Raw genomic sequence first — 14,114 nt, forward strand, 5'->3', positions numbered from 1 at the left:
CGCCAAGTGAACAGCACACCACCTGCACGAGTACGTCGCGAGTCCTCGGCAGCAGTGTCCGGTCGCCTGCCACCTCGGACATCCTGAAATCGGCAGTGCAGTACGTTCCGCCGGCCCCGGCTCGGCTCGTTGATCTTCGCCTCGATCGCGCCGGCCGGTTCGGTCAGCGCGGTCAGCGGCAGATGAGTGCGTTCGCCCGTTGCGTCGAAGTTCAGGGATAGATCAACAGCACACGACTGAGGGGATTTGCCGGAATCTGGTGCGACAGTGCGCTTCTCGTCGTCTCGTGCATGGGGTGGACGCCGTCGAGTGGCACATCAGGGCTGTTCTCTCTCGGCGTTTGCGACCGTCATGTGCCACTCGGCATTCGGCTGCCAGCGCAGGACGTGCCGCCCTGCCTCAGATCGGCTCAGTCCGTTGATCTTCGGCCCGCCAGCGCTGGCCGGTTCGGTTAGCGCGACCAGCGGCAATAGCGTGCGTATGCCTGCGGCTCCGGTCGCCGGTGTTCGTAAACGGCGGGTTCAGACGCGGGTCCGAGTGAGCACGTCCTCGACGAACATGGATTTGGCTTCGGTGTACGCGACGCGGTCAGCGCCGAACCGGTGAGCGTTGGTCTTCTTCAGTTGCGCGTAGACGCGGGCGAGGTCGGGATGGTTGCGCAGCGCGTTGCGGAAGGTGAGGTGGCGGTCGAGTTCGCGACTGTCGGTCGCGCAGACGTAGAGATGGTGGGCCGGGCGGTCGGGCGGTGTGGTGAATGCTTCCCGCTGGGCGATGCCCTGGTTTCCCACGTGCTGGTAGCCCTGTGGCCGCAAGGCGTCGGTGACCGCAGGGAGAAGGTCCCAGGACTCGATGACCACGTCGATGTCGATAATTGGTTTGGCTGCCAGACCCGGCACCGCGGTGCTTCCTACGTGTTCGATGCGCTGCGCGAGTGATCCGAGAACAGTGGCGATCTCGCCGGCGATCTCCTCGAAGGTGAGGGGCCACTGCGGATCGTACTCGGCGATCTCCACTCGATTGTTCATGCGCAGCGCACCCTCCCATGCCTCGGCCAAACACGATACGACATCGAGAGTGCGGTGTAGCTGTCCAGCCGCCGCATGGCCGATTCGATCCGCACGGGTCGCGGCATTTTCGGACGTCCAGATCACCGCCCGTCATGCCGACCCGCGCACCATCATGCGCTACGACCGCGGCCCGTACCAACCTCGACCGCCACGCGGCCTACATGCCTCGGGCACCTAACAACTCAACGCGCGCTCTTGCAGATTTCAGTACGGTCTCTGGCCCCGACCCCGCCGGTAAACGAGACAAACCGGCTGCCGGAGACGTCTGGCAGCCGGTGGTAGCCCTCGTCGTCGAACGGCGGGGTCAATCTCCGGAACGCTGGTGGTTCGCGACTGACAGCGTTTGGTCAATCAGGGCGTCGGTCCAGTTCTTGTCGATAGCAAAAAAGCGGGACGTGTTCGTTGCCGCATCCACGATCTCGACGCGTAGCGGAACCTGATGCTCTTTGACCACCGTGAGCAGGGGAACGCCGTCGATGTAGGTCAACGTCAGTGGCGGCCTATCTTGACTCGGCGGCCTCGTCACGGGTGCCCAAGTCTCGCGGGTTAAGGCGTAGGCGCGGGCAAGCTCTACCAATGCCGCAGACGCATTACCCGGCTGGGCCCCAGCGACATTCACTGCTTCCCCACCAATGGCGTACAACAACTGATCGCGGGCCACGGTTGCAGCAGAGGGCTTAGCCTGGGCCAGCGGTTCACCCTCCGCGCCCTCCACGCTGGATGTATTCGCATCCTCTGCCGTGGTCGACGCTACACGTACGAGAATTATCGGCTCAGCTGCGTCGCAGAGAGTCTCGCCAATGGTGACATCCTTCATGCCAATTAGCGCCGCGATATCTCCCGCCTTTGTCGAGACGTAGGCGCGGGCAAGTTCTACCAATGCCCCTGACGCGTTACCCGATTGAGACTCGGCGACGTTCGCAGCCTCCCTGCCGATGGCATACAGCAACTGATTGCGGGCCACGTTTGCGGCGGACACCGAGTCCAGAGCGACTTGGACTTCGTCGCCGACGTTGATGGTCAGTTCACCTGCATCGTTGATGAACTGCTCCAGCGGTAGGAGTGCCACGGACTTCTTCAGGCCCGAGAGGACGGTTACCCACCGAGCTTCATGGTCGATCGAGAGGACCCTGACGGTCGTCGTTGCCGGGGTGTCCTCCTGCGGAGCGATTGTCTCCGGTGTGGGACCGTTGGTTTGGGGTCGCGGATCTGTCATTCGAATCCTCCTGTGGCCGTTGGTCATTGAGGGACGGATTCCCCGGTAACAGTGTGACGTCGGCGCGGTGCACTGGCAGACAAACGGCAAAATCTGCATCGGTATCGACCTACCCAACGCTTCGAGTCCGGCCGCCAGGCCCGACTTCCACGCCCGGCACGTGCCGTCGCACGATAGTCGGCAATGCCGGACACCGCCGGCGTCTGAGATGATCTCGGCCCGTTGGTCTTCCGGAGTGCCGCGTTAGCCGGTTCGATCGGCGCGGTCCGCGGCAGTGCAGGATTTGGACCGATCGTATAGAGGTTCGGGAAAGATTATCAGTACGCTGCTGAGGGGAATTGCCGGAATCGGCCGCGGCGGTGTATTTCTCGTCGTTCGCGCTGGGCGGAAGCGTGTTCGAGTGGCACCTCGGTGTGAGATTTGGTCCGGATTTTGACGCTCAGGTGCCACTCGGTCATCGGCAATGCAGGATGTTTCGGCTTTCGTGGCGAGCCCTGCCCTATCGAGGGCGCCACGCAAGACGTCTACCTGCCGACACCAGGCAGGTTTGCGGTCAACCCTCGCATACCCGCCTGGTGGTCGCGGTAACGCCACATTTCGGCCGCTGCCGCAGGTCTCGATCGGCCGCGGACTGATCCGGTTTGCCGCCACAGATTCTCGATGCTGGCCCTGCTGACAGAAGCGTGCGCTGTGGCCGTTCAAAACGCTGTTTGGTCCGGTCAGTGCGCGTGGTCGGCCTGGGGCGCTTCGGGGTGGGCGAGTAGCCACTCCACGCGCTTCAGGTCTTCGTCCGTGGCGGGGGTGTAGACGACCATGCGGGTTTCCGGATCGCCGAGTAGGCCGAACGCGGTGACCGAGACCGCGATATCGCCCGCCGAGGCATGCCGGTACACCTTGATCCGATTGACCGGGGCGGCCACATCGTGGAACGACCACATGGCGGCGAATTCCGGACTGGCCGAGGACAGGCGATCGATGAGGGCCGTCCACTCCGGATCCTGTAGGTGCCGGGCGTATCCGGCGCGGAAGGTGGCCACCATATCGGCCAGTTCGGCTTCCCGGTCGGCGCCGAAAGGCGTGCAGCACAAGGGAATCAGGAAGGCCTGCCACAGTACGTTTCGTTCGGCGGGTGGGGCGTCGAGGGTGCGGCTCCACATGACGGCGTAGGGCGCGTTCCAGGCCAGCACGTCGTAGCGGGTGTTGAGGACGCAGGCCGGGTAGGGCGCTAGTTGATCCAGTACGCGCTGTACTTCGGGTTCGACGGCCGGGGCGTCGGTGACGGCCGGCGTCTCGACCAGTTGCGGGACATCGGCCAGTCGGTACAGGTGGGCGCGCTCGATATCGTCCAGCCGCAGGGTGCGCGCGACGGCGTCGAGGACCTGACCGCTCACATTGATCGGCCGGCCCTGCTCCAGCCACGTGTACCAGGTGATGCCCACGCCGGACAGCAGTGCGACCTCCTCGCGGCGCAGGCCGGGGGTGCGGCGGTTCGGGCCGGGCGGCAGGCCCGCCTGGGCGGGGGTGACCCGCTTGCGTCTGCTGCGCAGGAAGTCCGCCAGTTCCGAGCGGCGCGCGGTGCGTGTCATGGCACTCCTGGTAGATCCGGGCACTCCTGGTGTTCGTAGTACCAGTGTCATCAGGCTCTCCCCACGGCAATCCGGCGGCATCGAAGCTGAAGAGCGTCAATACCACTCACGAAGGAGAAACCCATGCGAATCGAGGGTGTCACGGCGCTGGTCACCGGCGCCAACCGGGGATTGGGCCGCGCCTTCACCCGCGTCCTCCTGGAGCGAGGCGCCACTGTGTACGCGGGCGCCCGCAAGCCGGAGGATGTCACCGAACCGGGCGTGATTCCGGTCCGCCTCGATATCACCGATCCCGAGCAGGTCGCGGCCGTGGCGGCCCGCTGTGGTGAGGTGGCGCTGCTGATCAACAATGCCGCCTGCGCGACCCGGAGCCCGCTGGTCGCCACACCCACCTTGGGCGCCGCGCGACTCGAGATGGAGACCAACTACTTCGGCACGCTGTCCATGTGCCGGGCCTTCGCGCCCGTGCTGGCCCGCAATGGTGGTGGGGCGCTGGTCAATATGGGGTCGATCGTGTCCTTCTTCAACAATGGCTCCATGGGTTCCTTCTGTGCGACCAAGGCCGCACTGTGGTCCATGACCAACGGTTTGCGCGTGGAACTCCGTCCGCAGCAGACGCTGGTGGTCTCCGCCCATTCGGGTTTCATCGACACCGAGCTGGCCGCCGGTTTCGATGTTCCCAAACACGACCCGCGCGCGGTCGCGGCCGGCATCCTCGATGCGGTCGAGACCGGTCGTGAGGAAGTCCTCTACGACGAGGCCACCCGCGCGATGAAGGCCGCCCTGCCGGACGACCTCGAGCTCATCTACCCGGAGGTGGAACGCCAATGGCTCGCTCGCGCATAGCGATCGGTCAGCCGAGGTAGAGCGGGAACGGTGCGGGCAGGTCGTCCAGTACGGCCTGCTCCGCCGCGGTCGGCGCGCGCCGGCCGGTGGCGACCAGCAGTACGTCCTTGTCCGAGAACGAATCCGGAAACTGCTCCCCGACAATCTCTTCCAGCATTTCCCGGGTGCGGGCCATGCTCTCCGCGGGCGGATCCTCCGCCTCCGGTAGCTGTGCGATCAGGTCCAGATGGTGCAAGGTCCATTCCAGGACGTAGGCGCCGAGATAGTCACCGACGGTGAGGATTTCGTCCCGCGTCCCGACTCGCACCGCCGGATCGGCGAGCGCGGCCGCCCGTCCGGCCGCGGAACCGACATCGTCGAGATGGAACTTCAGCAATTGCGGATCCCGGTAGGCGGTGGCCAGTCGCACGATGAGCGCATCGAGCTGATCGTCGCCGGTGGGGGCCGTCTCGGTGACGTTCCAGTAGGTCACGGCATCGCGGGTCGGTTCCTTCTCGACCGGTGTCACCAGCGTGATCAGTACGTCCTGCGCGTCGATGATCAAGTGGCACACGAGATCCCGCACCAGCCATCCGGTACACCCGGAGGGCAGTGCGAAGTCCTCGTTCGGAAGTTCGGCGACCGCCGACCGCAATGCTGCCCAAGACCGTGCGAAGAGATCCACACCCCTAACCTATCCGGCGGCGACCGGTTCGCAATCGGGAAGGGCCGCAAGTTGAACCAAGACGGTGTCGCCTTCGGCGGGGACTTCGATGGCGGGGCCGACTGCGTCGGTGAAGGCGTCCATCAGGACTGCACCGACCGCTTCATCGCTCACCACTTGATCGACACCCTGGCCCCCGTACTCCAGCCCCCGCAAACCGATCAGGAATCAAGAAGCCCAGGTCACCGCCTCCTGCCTACCGTAGGTTCATGACCTCGAACAAGCACCTCATCCCCCAGGAATCCCGCAAAACCGCCAAGCCCAAAGCCATCTCACGCTGGTTCATGCGAAAAATGAACGCCCGCACCACCTCCCGCATCCGCCGCGGCGTCGGCACCACCATGGGCATGAACCAACTGATCCTCCACACCGCAGGCCGCCGCACCGGCGCCCCCCGTCAATCCCCGATCACCTGGTTCGAGGACGGCAGCACCCGCCTGATAGTCGCCTCCGGCGCCTTCGGCTTCGACCAGCACGCCCACCCCGACTGGTACCTCAACCTCATGGCCCACCCCAACTCCGCCGCAATAGAACTCCCCACCAACGAAACCCGCCCGGTAACCCCTCACCTCCTCGAAGGCGCCGACCGAGCCCGGGCGTGGCAGCTCATCGTCGCCGCCCAACCCCGCTACGAAAAGTTCCAGCACAAAACCACCCGCGAATACCCCCTCATCCGCCTGGCCTTGCGTGACTGAGGCGACCGTTATGGCCGCGTGTGGGTGTGGGGGAGGTTGTCGATGAGGAGGGTGAGGGTGAAGTCGAAGCGGGCGTGGGCGGTGCCGGAGGTTAGTTCGGCTGCGTAGCGTTTGGTTTGGGGGAAGCGGTCTTCGGGGAGGGCGGTGAAGCGGGTTATGAGGTCTTGGCGGCTGAGGATCCAGTCGTCGCCGGCTTTGGCTTGGCGTTGGGTGACTAGGGAGTGCTCGAGGGCGTAGGCGCTGACGTAGAGGTAGAGGGAGTCGATTGCCCAGGCTGCTGTTTGGGGGTCGACGGCGCCGGCCAGCAGGATGCTGAGCATGCCTTCGCTGACTCGCATGACGTCGAGGTTGGTGGAGACCATGGCCAGGGCGGCTCGGGAGATGCCGGGGTATTGGAGGTATTGGTCGCGGATCTGGGTGCAGACGTCGCGGATTTGTTCGCGCCAGGTTGCCGGATCGGGGTGGGGGAGAACCAGTTGGGCGCAGAGGCGGCCGATGATCAGTTCGTCGATGTCGGCCTTGTTGACGACGTGGGCGTAGAGGGAGGCGGGGCCGGTGTCGAGGACGGCGGCGACGCTGCGCATGGTCAGGGCGTCGTAGCCCTGGGTGGCGACGACCTCGAGGGCGGCGTCGGTGATGCGGTCGACGGTGATCGGCGCTTTCCGGCGGGCCGTCGGCACTGCGGCATCGACCGGTTGGGCGTGCCGGGCGGCGCGGCGCTGCTTCGGATCCACTGGCATGCGGTCGAGTTTACCTTCGGGCGAACATAGTTCGATAATCGGAACTTAGTTTGCGTTCAGCGAACGGGGTTCGTCGGACGACAGGCCCTGCGCCGATGAGTTTCGCGGGGCGGCGACGTCTGCTCTCTTATGACGAAGACGATTTGTACCGCCGTGATCACCATTGCCGTGCCCGTGGCCGACCAGGATCGTAGTAAGGCGTTGTACGAACAGCTCGGGCTGGAGACGCGGTTCGATGCCGAGCTGCAGCCGGGGTTCCGGTGGCTGGAGCTGGGTATGGCGGGGGCGGAGACGACCCTGTCCCTGGTGCAGGCGCGCCCCGACCTGCCGTCCGGCATCGACACCGGAATTCGGTTGGCCACCACGGACGCCCGCGCCGCACACGCGGCGATCGGTGAGCTCGGCTGCACGGTCGGAGAACTGCTGGATTGGGAGAGCGCGCCGTTGATGTTCAGCTTCGCGGACCCGGACGGCAACCGCTTCTACGTGACTCAGGTGGATGAATAGCCGGGGGCACAGCAGAATTCCACCATCCGCACGAGCGTCGCCGCAGACGTGGTCGCCGGCCTCATCCGGCACGCGAGCCGCTGAGCTCGCCGGTGTGCAGCAGGTAGCCCGCCGGTGAGGCGTGGATCATGCTGGGGTCGCCGAGTTTCCGGTCCACGCGGGTGATGACGTCGTCGATGCCGCCGGAATCGTCGCAGTAGACGGCGAATTCGGCGGGCGTCACGACGCTGCCCGCGTGCGCGGCGAGCAGTTCCAGGGCGCAGAATTCGCGCCCGGTCAGCGTGAGCAGAATGCCGCTGCGCTGCACGCGGCGCCGCAGGCGGTCCACCACGAGATCGCCGATGGTGATGACCGGGCCGTGCGCGCGCGCCCGCGTGCCGCAGAGTGTCCGTACGCGCGTGGCGAGTTCGCGTAGTGAGAACGGTTTGGTCAGGTAGTCGTTCACGCCGCCCGCGTAGCCTTCCGCGCGATCGCGGGGGTTGTCGCGCGCGGTCATGATGAGCACCGGGGTGGACTGCCCCGATTCCCGTTGCCGCCGCACCAGTTCCAGTCCGTCGCCGTCGGGCAGTCCGCGGTCGAGGACGAGGCAGTCGTAGTCGTGGGCGCCGGTCTGTTCGCGCGCCTGCGCGAGACTGCGGGTGAGATGCACGGTGAATCCGGCGTCGCGCAGCCCGTCGGCCACCCGCTTGCCCAGCGCCTCGTCGTCCTCGCACACCAGGACCCAGATGTCACGGGAGCTGCTGTCGTCGTCGGGCATGACTCCACCGTGCCACAGCGATCGTGAACGAATCGTGAGCGATCGATGAGCGACCGGCCCGCGTTAACGTTCCGTACGAAAAATGCACGGATCCGGGTCGGCGGTTAACGGACATGCGCGTGCCGCGCGATGACACGCGTAGTGGGTGGCACAGGGGGACAATTCGAGTAGTCCGCTACCCATGAAACCGAACGGTCATTAATGGGAGGGTGACGTTCATGAAAAGGCTGGTGGTGTGCTGCGACGGCACTTGGAAGGCCGAATCCAGCACGACAGTGTCGAACATCGTGAAGATCGCGCAGACGGTCTGCCTGACCGGGGCAGACAAGGCGGGGAACTCGGTCGGGCAGCGCATCTACTACGTCTCGGGTCCCGGCACCCTGGGCTTCACCGCGGACCGCGTACTGGGCGGGGCCTTCGGCCTCGGCCTGGAAGCCAATCTGGCGGCCGCCTACTGGCAGCTCGCCCTCAACTGGGAACCCGGCGACGAGATCTACATCTTCGGATTCAGCCGTGGCGCGTACACCGCCCGCAGCCTGTCCGGAATGATCAACCGCCTCGGCATCCTGACCTACCGGGCCATGATCGACGGCAAATACCCGGAGGCGCTGCGGATCTACCGCACCCCCAAACCGCATCCGGATGCCCCGGACCCGCCGGAATGGGCCGAATTCCGCAGGCAGAACAGCTATCCCGATCCGGTGACCATCAACTTCCTGGGCGTCTTCGACACCGTCGGCGCCATGGGCGTCCCGGGCCTCACCGCCCGCCGGCACCGTTTCCACGACGTGAACCTGTCCCGCATCGTGCTGTGCGCCCGTCAGGCGCTGGCCATGGACGAACGCCGCCGGGTCTTCGCCCCCTGCCTGTGGGAGGTTCCGGCCGGTGAGCAGCAACTCTACGACCGCCCCGATCGGGTGAAACAGGTCTGGTTCGAGGGCGTGCACAGCGATGTCGGCGGCGGCTACGCCGATTGCGGCCTGTCCGATATCACCCTGCGCTGGATGATCGCCGAAGCCGAGGCCGAGGGTCTGGCCTTCGACCACGATCGCCTGGCCGCCCTGCTGAGTACCTGCCCCCGCGATTCGGTGGACCTGCACAATTCGTTGAGCACGGCCTACCGCGTCCTGAACTTCCTGCGCATGCTCCGCAGCCCGCGCAGCATGCGGTTCTACTGGGATTCGTGGCGCAAGATATTGCAACCGCAGGACCAGGACAGCTACCTGGCGGCCACGGTCCAGAATCGCGCCGGTTACCGCCCGGCCAACCTGCGCCGGTGGGCGGACGACCACCCGGGCCCGGTCCCCGCCGAGCTCATCGAGCCGACGGAGACACCGGTGACCGTGCCGCCGCCCGCACCGACCGGTGCGACGCGGACCGGCACCCACCTGCCCGGAACCGGCACCCGCCCGGTCGATTCCGGTGAGCTGCCCGTCACGACCGGCGTGTCAGCGCACCAGTAGCGCGACCGGCAGCCGGGCGAACAGTTTCTCCAGCCGGGCACGGCCGGAGAAGGTGTGCCCGGTGAGCCGGTCGGTCCAATGTCCTTGCGGCAGATCGAGAACCGTGTCCGCCCAGCCGCCGGCTTCGTCGAGCCGGATGCTGTGGCGGGTGGCGGCGACGATCACTTCCGGGCTCTCGCCGACGCGCCCGCGCGCGTAGGAGATGAGGTGGTTGGCGTGATCACCGGACGCGAAGAGCGGCGTGTAGGTGCCGCCCACGAAGCAGTCCGGGCGTTCGCGCCGCAGCCACAGCGCATAGGCCACGATCCACATCTTCACCGCGCCGGTCGGGTCGAGCTCCGGTGTGCCGGTGAGTGATTGCAGCAGCAGCGTGCGGTGGGTGAAGTCGACGGGCCGCCGGTTGTCCGGATCGACGAGGGCGTCCTCCCACAGCTCGCAACCCTGGTAGATGTCCGGGACCCCGGGCCCGCACAGTTGCAGCAGCTTCTGAGCGAGCGAATCCGACCAGGCGTGCGAGGCCAGATCGGTGACGAACTCCCCGAGTTCCGCGCCGACCGGTCCGTCGATGACCGCATCGATCCAGCGGTGCACGGCCGTCTCGAACTCGGTATCCGGTTCCTCCCAGGAGGATTGGGTGCCGGCCTCGCGCACCGCCTTCTCCGCGAACCGGTGGATGCGTTCCCGGAAGCCGGGCACTGCCGCGGCGGTGCGCCCGTCGGCGGGCCAGACGCCGAACATGTTCTGCAGCAGGAACAGTGTGGTCGCCCCGTCGGGTCCGGGTGCGATCTCGTTCCACGCGCTGACCCCGCGCGCCCAGATGTCGGGAACCTGCGAGAGCATGCCGATGCGGGCGCGCACATCCTCGCCGCGCTTGGTGTCGTGGGTGGACAGGGTGGTCATGGTGGCCGGCCAGCGCACCGCCCGCGCGGCATTGGCGAGATGGAATTCGATGAGCGAGCGCCCGAAACGCGCCGGGTCCGCACCCATCTCCTGCAGCGACACCAGCCGCGCGGCACGGTAGAACATGGTGTCCTCCACGGCCTTCGCGGTGATGGCCCCGCCCACCTGATGGAAGCGCGTGGTGGCCTCGCCGTTCACCGACAGGGCGGTCACCAGCACCTGCAATGGCGCGGTGAGTTCGCTGTTGCGCCTTGCCACTTCGGCGACGACCGCGCCGATCATGCCCGCGAGGGGCGCGTAGTCGGTGCGGTACACCGGCATGAAGGACAGCACTTCGATGGTGGCGTTGGTGAGCGCCATGGTGTCGAAGGCGTCGGCGCGGGCATCGCGTTTGACGGCGGCCACCAGCCGCCGCACCTCGGGCACCAGCATGGTCTCGGCGACGGCGCGTTTGATGCGGTGCTCGTTCTCGGCGAACCAGGCGCGGTCGCTGCCGTGCCCGGTGAACTGGCGCGAGAGTTCGGTGAGCTGCTTCTCCCCGTCCGGATCGATGAGCACGCCACCGAGGTCCGCGAGCGCGTCGTAACCGGTGGTGCCGTCGATGGGCAGGGTAGCGTCGAGCGGTTCGCGGTTGGACAGCACCTTCTCCACCAGCAGCAGCCGCCGCGGCCCGATGAGCTTGCGCAGTCGCTGCAGGTATTCGGCGGGCCGGGTGAGCCCGTCCGGATGGTCCACGCGCACACCGTCGATGAGGTCGTGTTCGCACCAGGCGGCGAGTTCGCGGTGGGTGGCCTCGAAGACCGCGGGGTCCTCCTGCCGCAACGCGGCGAGCCCGCCGACGGTGAAGTAGCGCCGGTAGCCGCACAGCCCGGATTTCCAGTTGACCAGGCGGTAGTGCTGTTTGTCGTGGATGCGCAGCGCGTTGTCGCCCTCGGTGCCGGGTGCGATGGGGAAGCGCAGATCGTGCAGTGCCAGCATGGGTTCGGGGCCGGTGCGGTCCACGCTGAGGGCGGCGGGATCGTTCTCGCCGGCGAGCACCGGCAGCGCGATGCGCCCGCCCGCGCCGTTGCCGGGACTCCAGTCGATATCGAAGAACTTGGCGTACTGCGATTCCTTGCCGTTCCGCAGCACATCCCACCACCACGGGTTCTGCCGCGGGTCGGCGACGCTCACGTGGTTGGGGACGATGTCCACGATGAGTCCCATGCCGCGGCTGCGTACTTCATCGGAGAGGGCCTTGAGCCCGCCGGGCCCGCCCAGGGCCGCCGACACGGTGGTCGGGTCGATGATGTCGTAGCCGTGCGTGGAGCCGCGGGCGGCGGTCAGCACCGGTGACAGGTACAGGTGCGAAATCCCCAGTTGCTGCAGGTATTCCGCGATGGCGCGGGCGTCGGCGAAGGTGAGCGCGTCGGGTCGCAGCTGCAGTCGGTAGGTGCTGCGCACGGGCGTCTGCCGGGCTATGGGGCCGGTGTGGTGTTCGATCGAGACGGTCATGGCGGTATCGATCATGCCGTACGACGGAGCACGAGTAGGCAGCGTGCGGGGACTTCCACGCGCGCGGCGGCGGGGCGGGTGGCGGTGTCGGCGGGCGCACCGGTCGGTGTGGAGCAGTCGAGCTCCACCGACCAGGCATTCCCGTAGCCGGAATCGGGGAGGACGAACGGCAGCGTCTGATCGTGTGCGTTGAAGCACAGCAGGAACGAGTCGTCGCCGATGTGCTCACCGCGCGGGCCGGGTTCGCGGATGCCGTCGCCGTTCAGGAACACCGCGAGGGAGCGGCCGAACCCGGTTTCCCAGTCGGCGTCGGTCATGGCCGCGCCGTCGGGGGTGAACCAGGCGATGTCGAGGGGATGATCCTGCCCGGGCGCAGGGCGGCCGTCGAAGAACCGCCGCCGCCGGAAGACCGGGTGCGCGGCGCGCAGAGCGACTGCGCGGCGGGTGAATTCGAGCAGATCGGCGTGGGTGCGCAGCTGCGACCAGTCCATCCAGGACAGGGCGGAATCCTGGCAGTAGGCATTGTTGTTGCCGCGCTGGGTGCGGCCCAGTTCGTCGCCGTGCAGCAGCATGGGCGTGCCCTGCGAGAGCATGAGGGTGGCGAGCAGATTGCGGGATTGCCTGGCGCGCAGGGCGAGTATCTCCGGATCCTCGGTCGGGCCTTCGATGCCGCAGTTCCAGGAGCGATTGTAGGTTTCGCCGTCGTGATTGCCCTCGCCGTTGGCGTCATTGTGTTTGTCGTTGTAGGAGACCAGGTCCGCGAGGGTGAAGCCGTCGTGCGCGGTGACGAAGTTGATGCTGGCGCTGGGGCGGCGGCCGGTGACCTCGTACAGATCGGACGAGCCGGTGAGCCGGGACGCGAATTCGCCCAATGTCGCGGGTTGCCCGCGCCAGTAATCCCGCACGGTGTCACGGTATTTCCCGTTCCATTCGGTCCAGGCGGCCGGGAAATTGCCGACCTGATAACCGCCCTCGCCGACATCCCAGGGTTCGGCGATGAGTTTCACCTGGCTCACCACCGGATCCTGGTGCACCAGATCGAAGAAGGTGGAGAGCCGGTCGACATCGTGCAGTTCGCGGGCGAGGGTGGCGGCCAGATCGAAGCGGAAGCCGTCCACGTGCATGTCCAGCACCCAGTAGCGCAGCGAATCCATGATCAGTTGCAGGGCGTGCGGATGCCGCATGTTGAAGCTGTTGCCGGTGCCGGTGTAGTCCATGTAATGCTGCGGATCATCGTCCACCAGACGGTAATACGCGGCATTGTCGATGCCTCGGAACGAGAGCGTGGGCCCGAATTCATTGCCCTCGGCGGTGTGGTTGTAGACCACGTCCAGGATCACCTCGATGCCCGCCGCGTGAAAGGCGCGCACCATGGCCTTGAATTCGGTGACGGCCGCGCCGGGCGCCGTGCTGGAGGCGTATTCCCGGTGCGGTGCGAAGTAGCCGAAACTGTTGTAGCCCCAATAGTTCCGCAGTCCCCGATCGAGCAGCATCCGATCGTGCAGGAATTGGTGCACGGGCATGAGTTCGACCGCCGTGATCCCGAGCCGCAGCAGGTGTTCCACGATGGCCGGATGCGCCATGCCCGCGAAGGTGCCGCGCAATTCCGGCGGCACCTCCGGGTGCGTGATGGTCATGCCTTTGACGTGTGCCTCGTAGATGACCGTCCGGTGGTAGGGCTGGCGCGGCGCGCGGTCGTCGGCCCAGTCGAAGAACGGGTTGATGACCACTCCGGCCATGGTGTGCCCGAGCGTGTTCTGCCCGTAGTTGTAGGGTGCCGCGGAGGCCCCGTAGTCACCGGCGAAGGCCTTGCCGTAGGGATCGAGCAGCAGTTTGCTCGGATCGCAGCGCAGGCCCAGTTCCGGCTGGAATTTGCCGTGCACCCGGAACCCGTACCGCTGCCCGGGCTCGATGCCGGGCAGGTAGGCGTGCCACATATAGCCGTCGACCTCGTCGAGCGGGATGCGGGTCTCGTGGTCGCCGGCGTCCAGCAGGCACAGTTCCACGCGCCGGGCCACCTCGGAGAACAGCGAGAAATTGGTGCCGGCTCCGTCGTAGGTGGCGCCCAGCGGGTATGCCGTTCCCGGCCATACACCCGGTGGTGTGGTGGTCGGGTTCGCGGGAGCCATGTCCAGACCCT

13 protein-coding genes are annotated in these 14,114 nt (G+C 66.6%); 4 read left to right on the top strand and 9 right to left on the bottom strand.

Annotation, left to right across the window (positions count from 1 at the left end; all coding sequences use genetic code 11):
- Window positions 1–521: 521 nt before the first annotated feature.
- The 3 genes from ACH438_RS35010 to ACH438_RS35020 form a co-directional block, all read right to left on the bottom strand.
- Window positions 522–1,025 (bottom strand): GrpB family protein, encoded by a 504-nt coding sequence (locus tag ACH438_RS35010; protein ID WP_397013278.1) that lies wholly within the window; start codon window positions 1,023–1,025, stop codon window positions 522–524.
- A gap of 346 nt (window positions 1,026–1,371) precedes the next feature.
- Window positions 1,372–2,283 carry a hypothetical protein gene (locus ACH438_RS35015; RefSeq protein WP_397013884.1) on the bottom strand — a complete coding sequence of 304 codons (912 nt, stop codon included), beginning with the start codon at window positions 2,281–2,283 and terminating at the stop codon, window positions 1,372–1,374.
- A gap of 719 nt (window positions 2,284–3,002) precedes the next feature.
- Window positions 3,003–3,869 carry a helix-turn-helix transcriptional regulator gene (locus ACH438_RS35020; protein WP_397013280.1) on the bottom strand — a complete coding sequence of 289 codons (867 nt, stop codon included), beginning with the start codon at window positions 3,867–3,869 and terminating at the stop codon, window positions 3,003–3,005.
- A gap of 123 nt (window positions 3,870–3,992) precedes the next feature.
- Here ACH438_RS35020 and ACH438_RS35025 point away from each other — a divergent pair, with 123 nt between their 5' ends.
- Window positions 3,993–4,715 carry an SDR family oxidoreductase gene (locus tag ACH438_RS35025; protein ID WP_397013282.1) on the top strand — a complete coding sequence of 241 codons (723 nt, stop codon included), beginning with the start codon at window positions 3,993–3,995 and terminating at the stop codon, window positions 4,713–4,715.
- A gap of 7 nt (window positions 4,716–4,722) precedes the next feature.
- On the opposite strand, the gene ACH438_RS35030 is transcribed toward ACH438_RS35025, so the two are convergent.
- Both ACH438_RS35030 and ACH438_RS35035 read right to left on the bottom strand, forming a co-directional pair.
- Window positions 4,723–5,379 carry a maleylpyruvate isomerase N-terminal domain-containing protein gene (locus ACH438_RS35030; protein ID WP_397013284.1) on the bottom strand — a complete coding sequence of 219 codons (657 nt, stop codon included), beginning with the start codon at window positions 5,377–5,379 and terminating at the stop codon, window positions 4,723–4,725.
- Window positions 5,380–5,388: 9 nt separating this feature from the next.
- On the bottom strand, window positions 5,389–5,532 hold the full coding sequence (locus ACH438_RS35035) for a hypothetical protein (RefSeq protein ID WP_397013286.1): 144 nt from the start codon (window positions 5,530–5,532) through the stop codon (window positions 5,389–5,391).
- Between the two features lie 95 nt (window positions 5,533–5,627).
- On the opposite strand from ACH438_RS35035, the gene ACH438_RS35040 reads away from it, so the two are divergent.
- Entirely contained in the window at window positions 5,628–6,113 is a 486-nt protein-coding gene (locus ACH438_RS35040) for a nitroreductase/quinone reductase family protein (RefSeq protein ID WP_397013288.1), read from the top strand.
- 8 nt (window positions 6,114–6,121) lie between these two features.
- Here ACH438_RS35040 and ACH438_RS35045 read toward each other — a convergent pair whose 3' ends face one another.
- Window positions 6,122–6,853, bottom strand: coding sequence for a TetR/AcrR family transcriptional regulator (locus ACH438_RS35045; protein WP_397013290.1), 732 nt, complete (start codon window positions 6,851–6,853; stop codon window positions 6,122–6,124).
- 129 nt (window positions 6,854–6,982) lie between these two features.
- Here ACH438_RS35045 and ACH438_RS35050 point away from each other — a divergent pair, with 129 nt between their 5' ends.
- Window positions 6,983–7,360 (top strand): VOC family protein, encoded by a 378-nt coding sequence (locus tag ACH438_RS35050; protein WP_397013292.1) that lies wholly within the window; start codon window positions 6,983–6,985, stop codon window positions 7,358–7,360.
- A gap of 61 nt (window positions 7,361–7,421) precedes the next feature.
- Here ACH438_RS35050 and ACH438_RS35055 read toward each other — a convergent pair whose 3' ends face one another.
- Window positions 7,422–8,117: a response regulator transcription factor gene (locus ACH438_RS35055; protein ID WP_397013294.1), complete on the bottom strand. Its 696-nt coding sequence runs from the start codon at window positions 8,115–8,117 to the stop codon at window positions 7,422–7,424.
- A 218-nt stretch (window positions 8,118–8,335) separates the two neighbouring features.
- Here ACH438_RS35055 and ACH438_RS35060 point away from each other — a divergent pair, with 218 nt between their 5' ends.
- Window positions 8,336–9,580, top strand: coding sequence for a DUF2235 domain-containing protein (locus tag ACH438_RS35060; protein WP_397013296.1), 1,245 nt, complete (start codon window positions 8,336–8,338; stop codon window positions 9,578–9,580).
- Here the strand turns inward: ACH438_RS35060 and treY are convergent.
- Window positions 9,566–11,974, bottom strand: coding sequence for a malto-oligosyltrehalose synthase (treY, locus tag ACH438_RS35065; protein WP_397013850.1), 2,409 nt, complete (start codon window positions 11,972–11,974; stop codon window positions 9,566–9,568). The genes ACH438_RS35060 and treY overlap by 15 nt on opposite strands.
- Before the next feature lie 11 nt (window positions 11,975–11,985).
- Entirely contained in the window at window positions 11,986–14,103 is a 2,118-nt protein-coding gene (gene glgX / locus ACH438_RS35070; RefSeq protein ID WP_397013298.1) for a glycogen debranching protein GlgX, read from the bottom strand.
- Window positions 14,104–14,114 lie beyond the last annotated feature (11 nt).

The sequence above is a fragment of the Nocardia sp. NPDC020380 genome, assembly GCF_044386975.1.
Lineage (GTDB): Bacteria > Actinomycetota > Actinomycetes > Mycobacteriales > Mycobacteriaceae > Nocardia.

What these genes read in the sequence shown, in the direction of transcription:
- ACH438_RS35050 (WP_397013292.1), top strand. Translation starts at nt 6,983, where the DNA reads ATGACGAAGACGATTTGTACCGCCGTGATCACCATTGCCGTGCCCGTG.
- ACH438_RS35015 (WP_397013884.1), bottom strand. Translation starts at nt 2,283, where the DNA reads ATGACAGATCCGCGACCCCAAACCAACGGTCCCACACCGGAGACAATC.
- ACH438_RS35010 (WP_397013278.1), bottom strand. Translation starts at nt 1,025, where the DNA reads ATGAACAATCGAGTGGAGATCGCCGAGTACGATCCGCAGTGGCCCCTC.
- ACH438_RS35025 (WP_397013282.1), top strand. Translation starts at nt 3,993, where the DNA reads ATGCGAATCGAGGGTGTCACGGCGCTGGTCACCGGCGCCAACCGGGGA.
- ACH438_RS35020 (WP_397013280.1), bottom strand. Translation starts at nt 3,869, where the DNA reads ATGACACGCACCGCGCGCCGCTCGGAACTGGCGGACTTCCTGCGCAGC.
- ACH438_RS35040 (WP_397013288.1), top strand. Translation starts at nt 5,628, where the DNA reads ATGACCTCGAACAAGCACCTCATCCCCCAGGAATCCCGCAAAACCGCC.
- ACH438_RS35055 (WP_397013294.1), bottom strand. Translation starts at nt 8,117, where the DNA reads ATGCCCGACGACGACAGCAGCTCCCGTGACATCTGGGTCCTGGTGTGC.
- glgX (WP_397013298.1), bottom strand. Translation starts at nt 14,103, where the DNA reads ATGGCTCCCGCGAACCCGACCACCACACCACCGGGTGTATGGCCGGGA.
- ACH438_RS35060 (WP_397013296.1), top strand. Translation starts at nt 8,336, where the DNA reads ATGAAAAGGCTGGTGGTGTGCTGCGACGGCACTTGGAAGGCCGAATCC.
- treY (WP_397013850.1), bottom strand. Translation starts at nt 11,974, where the DNA reads ATGACCGTCTCGATCGAACACCACACCGGCCCCATAGCCCGGCAGACG.
- ACH438_RS35045 (WP_397013290.1), bottom strand. Translation starts at nt 6,853, where the DNA reads ATGCCAGTGGATCCGAAGCAGCGCCGCGCCGCCCGGCACGCCCAACCG.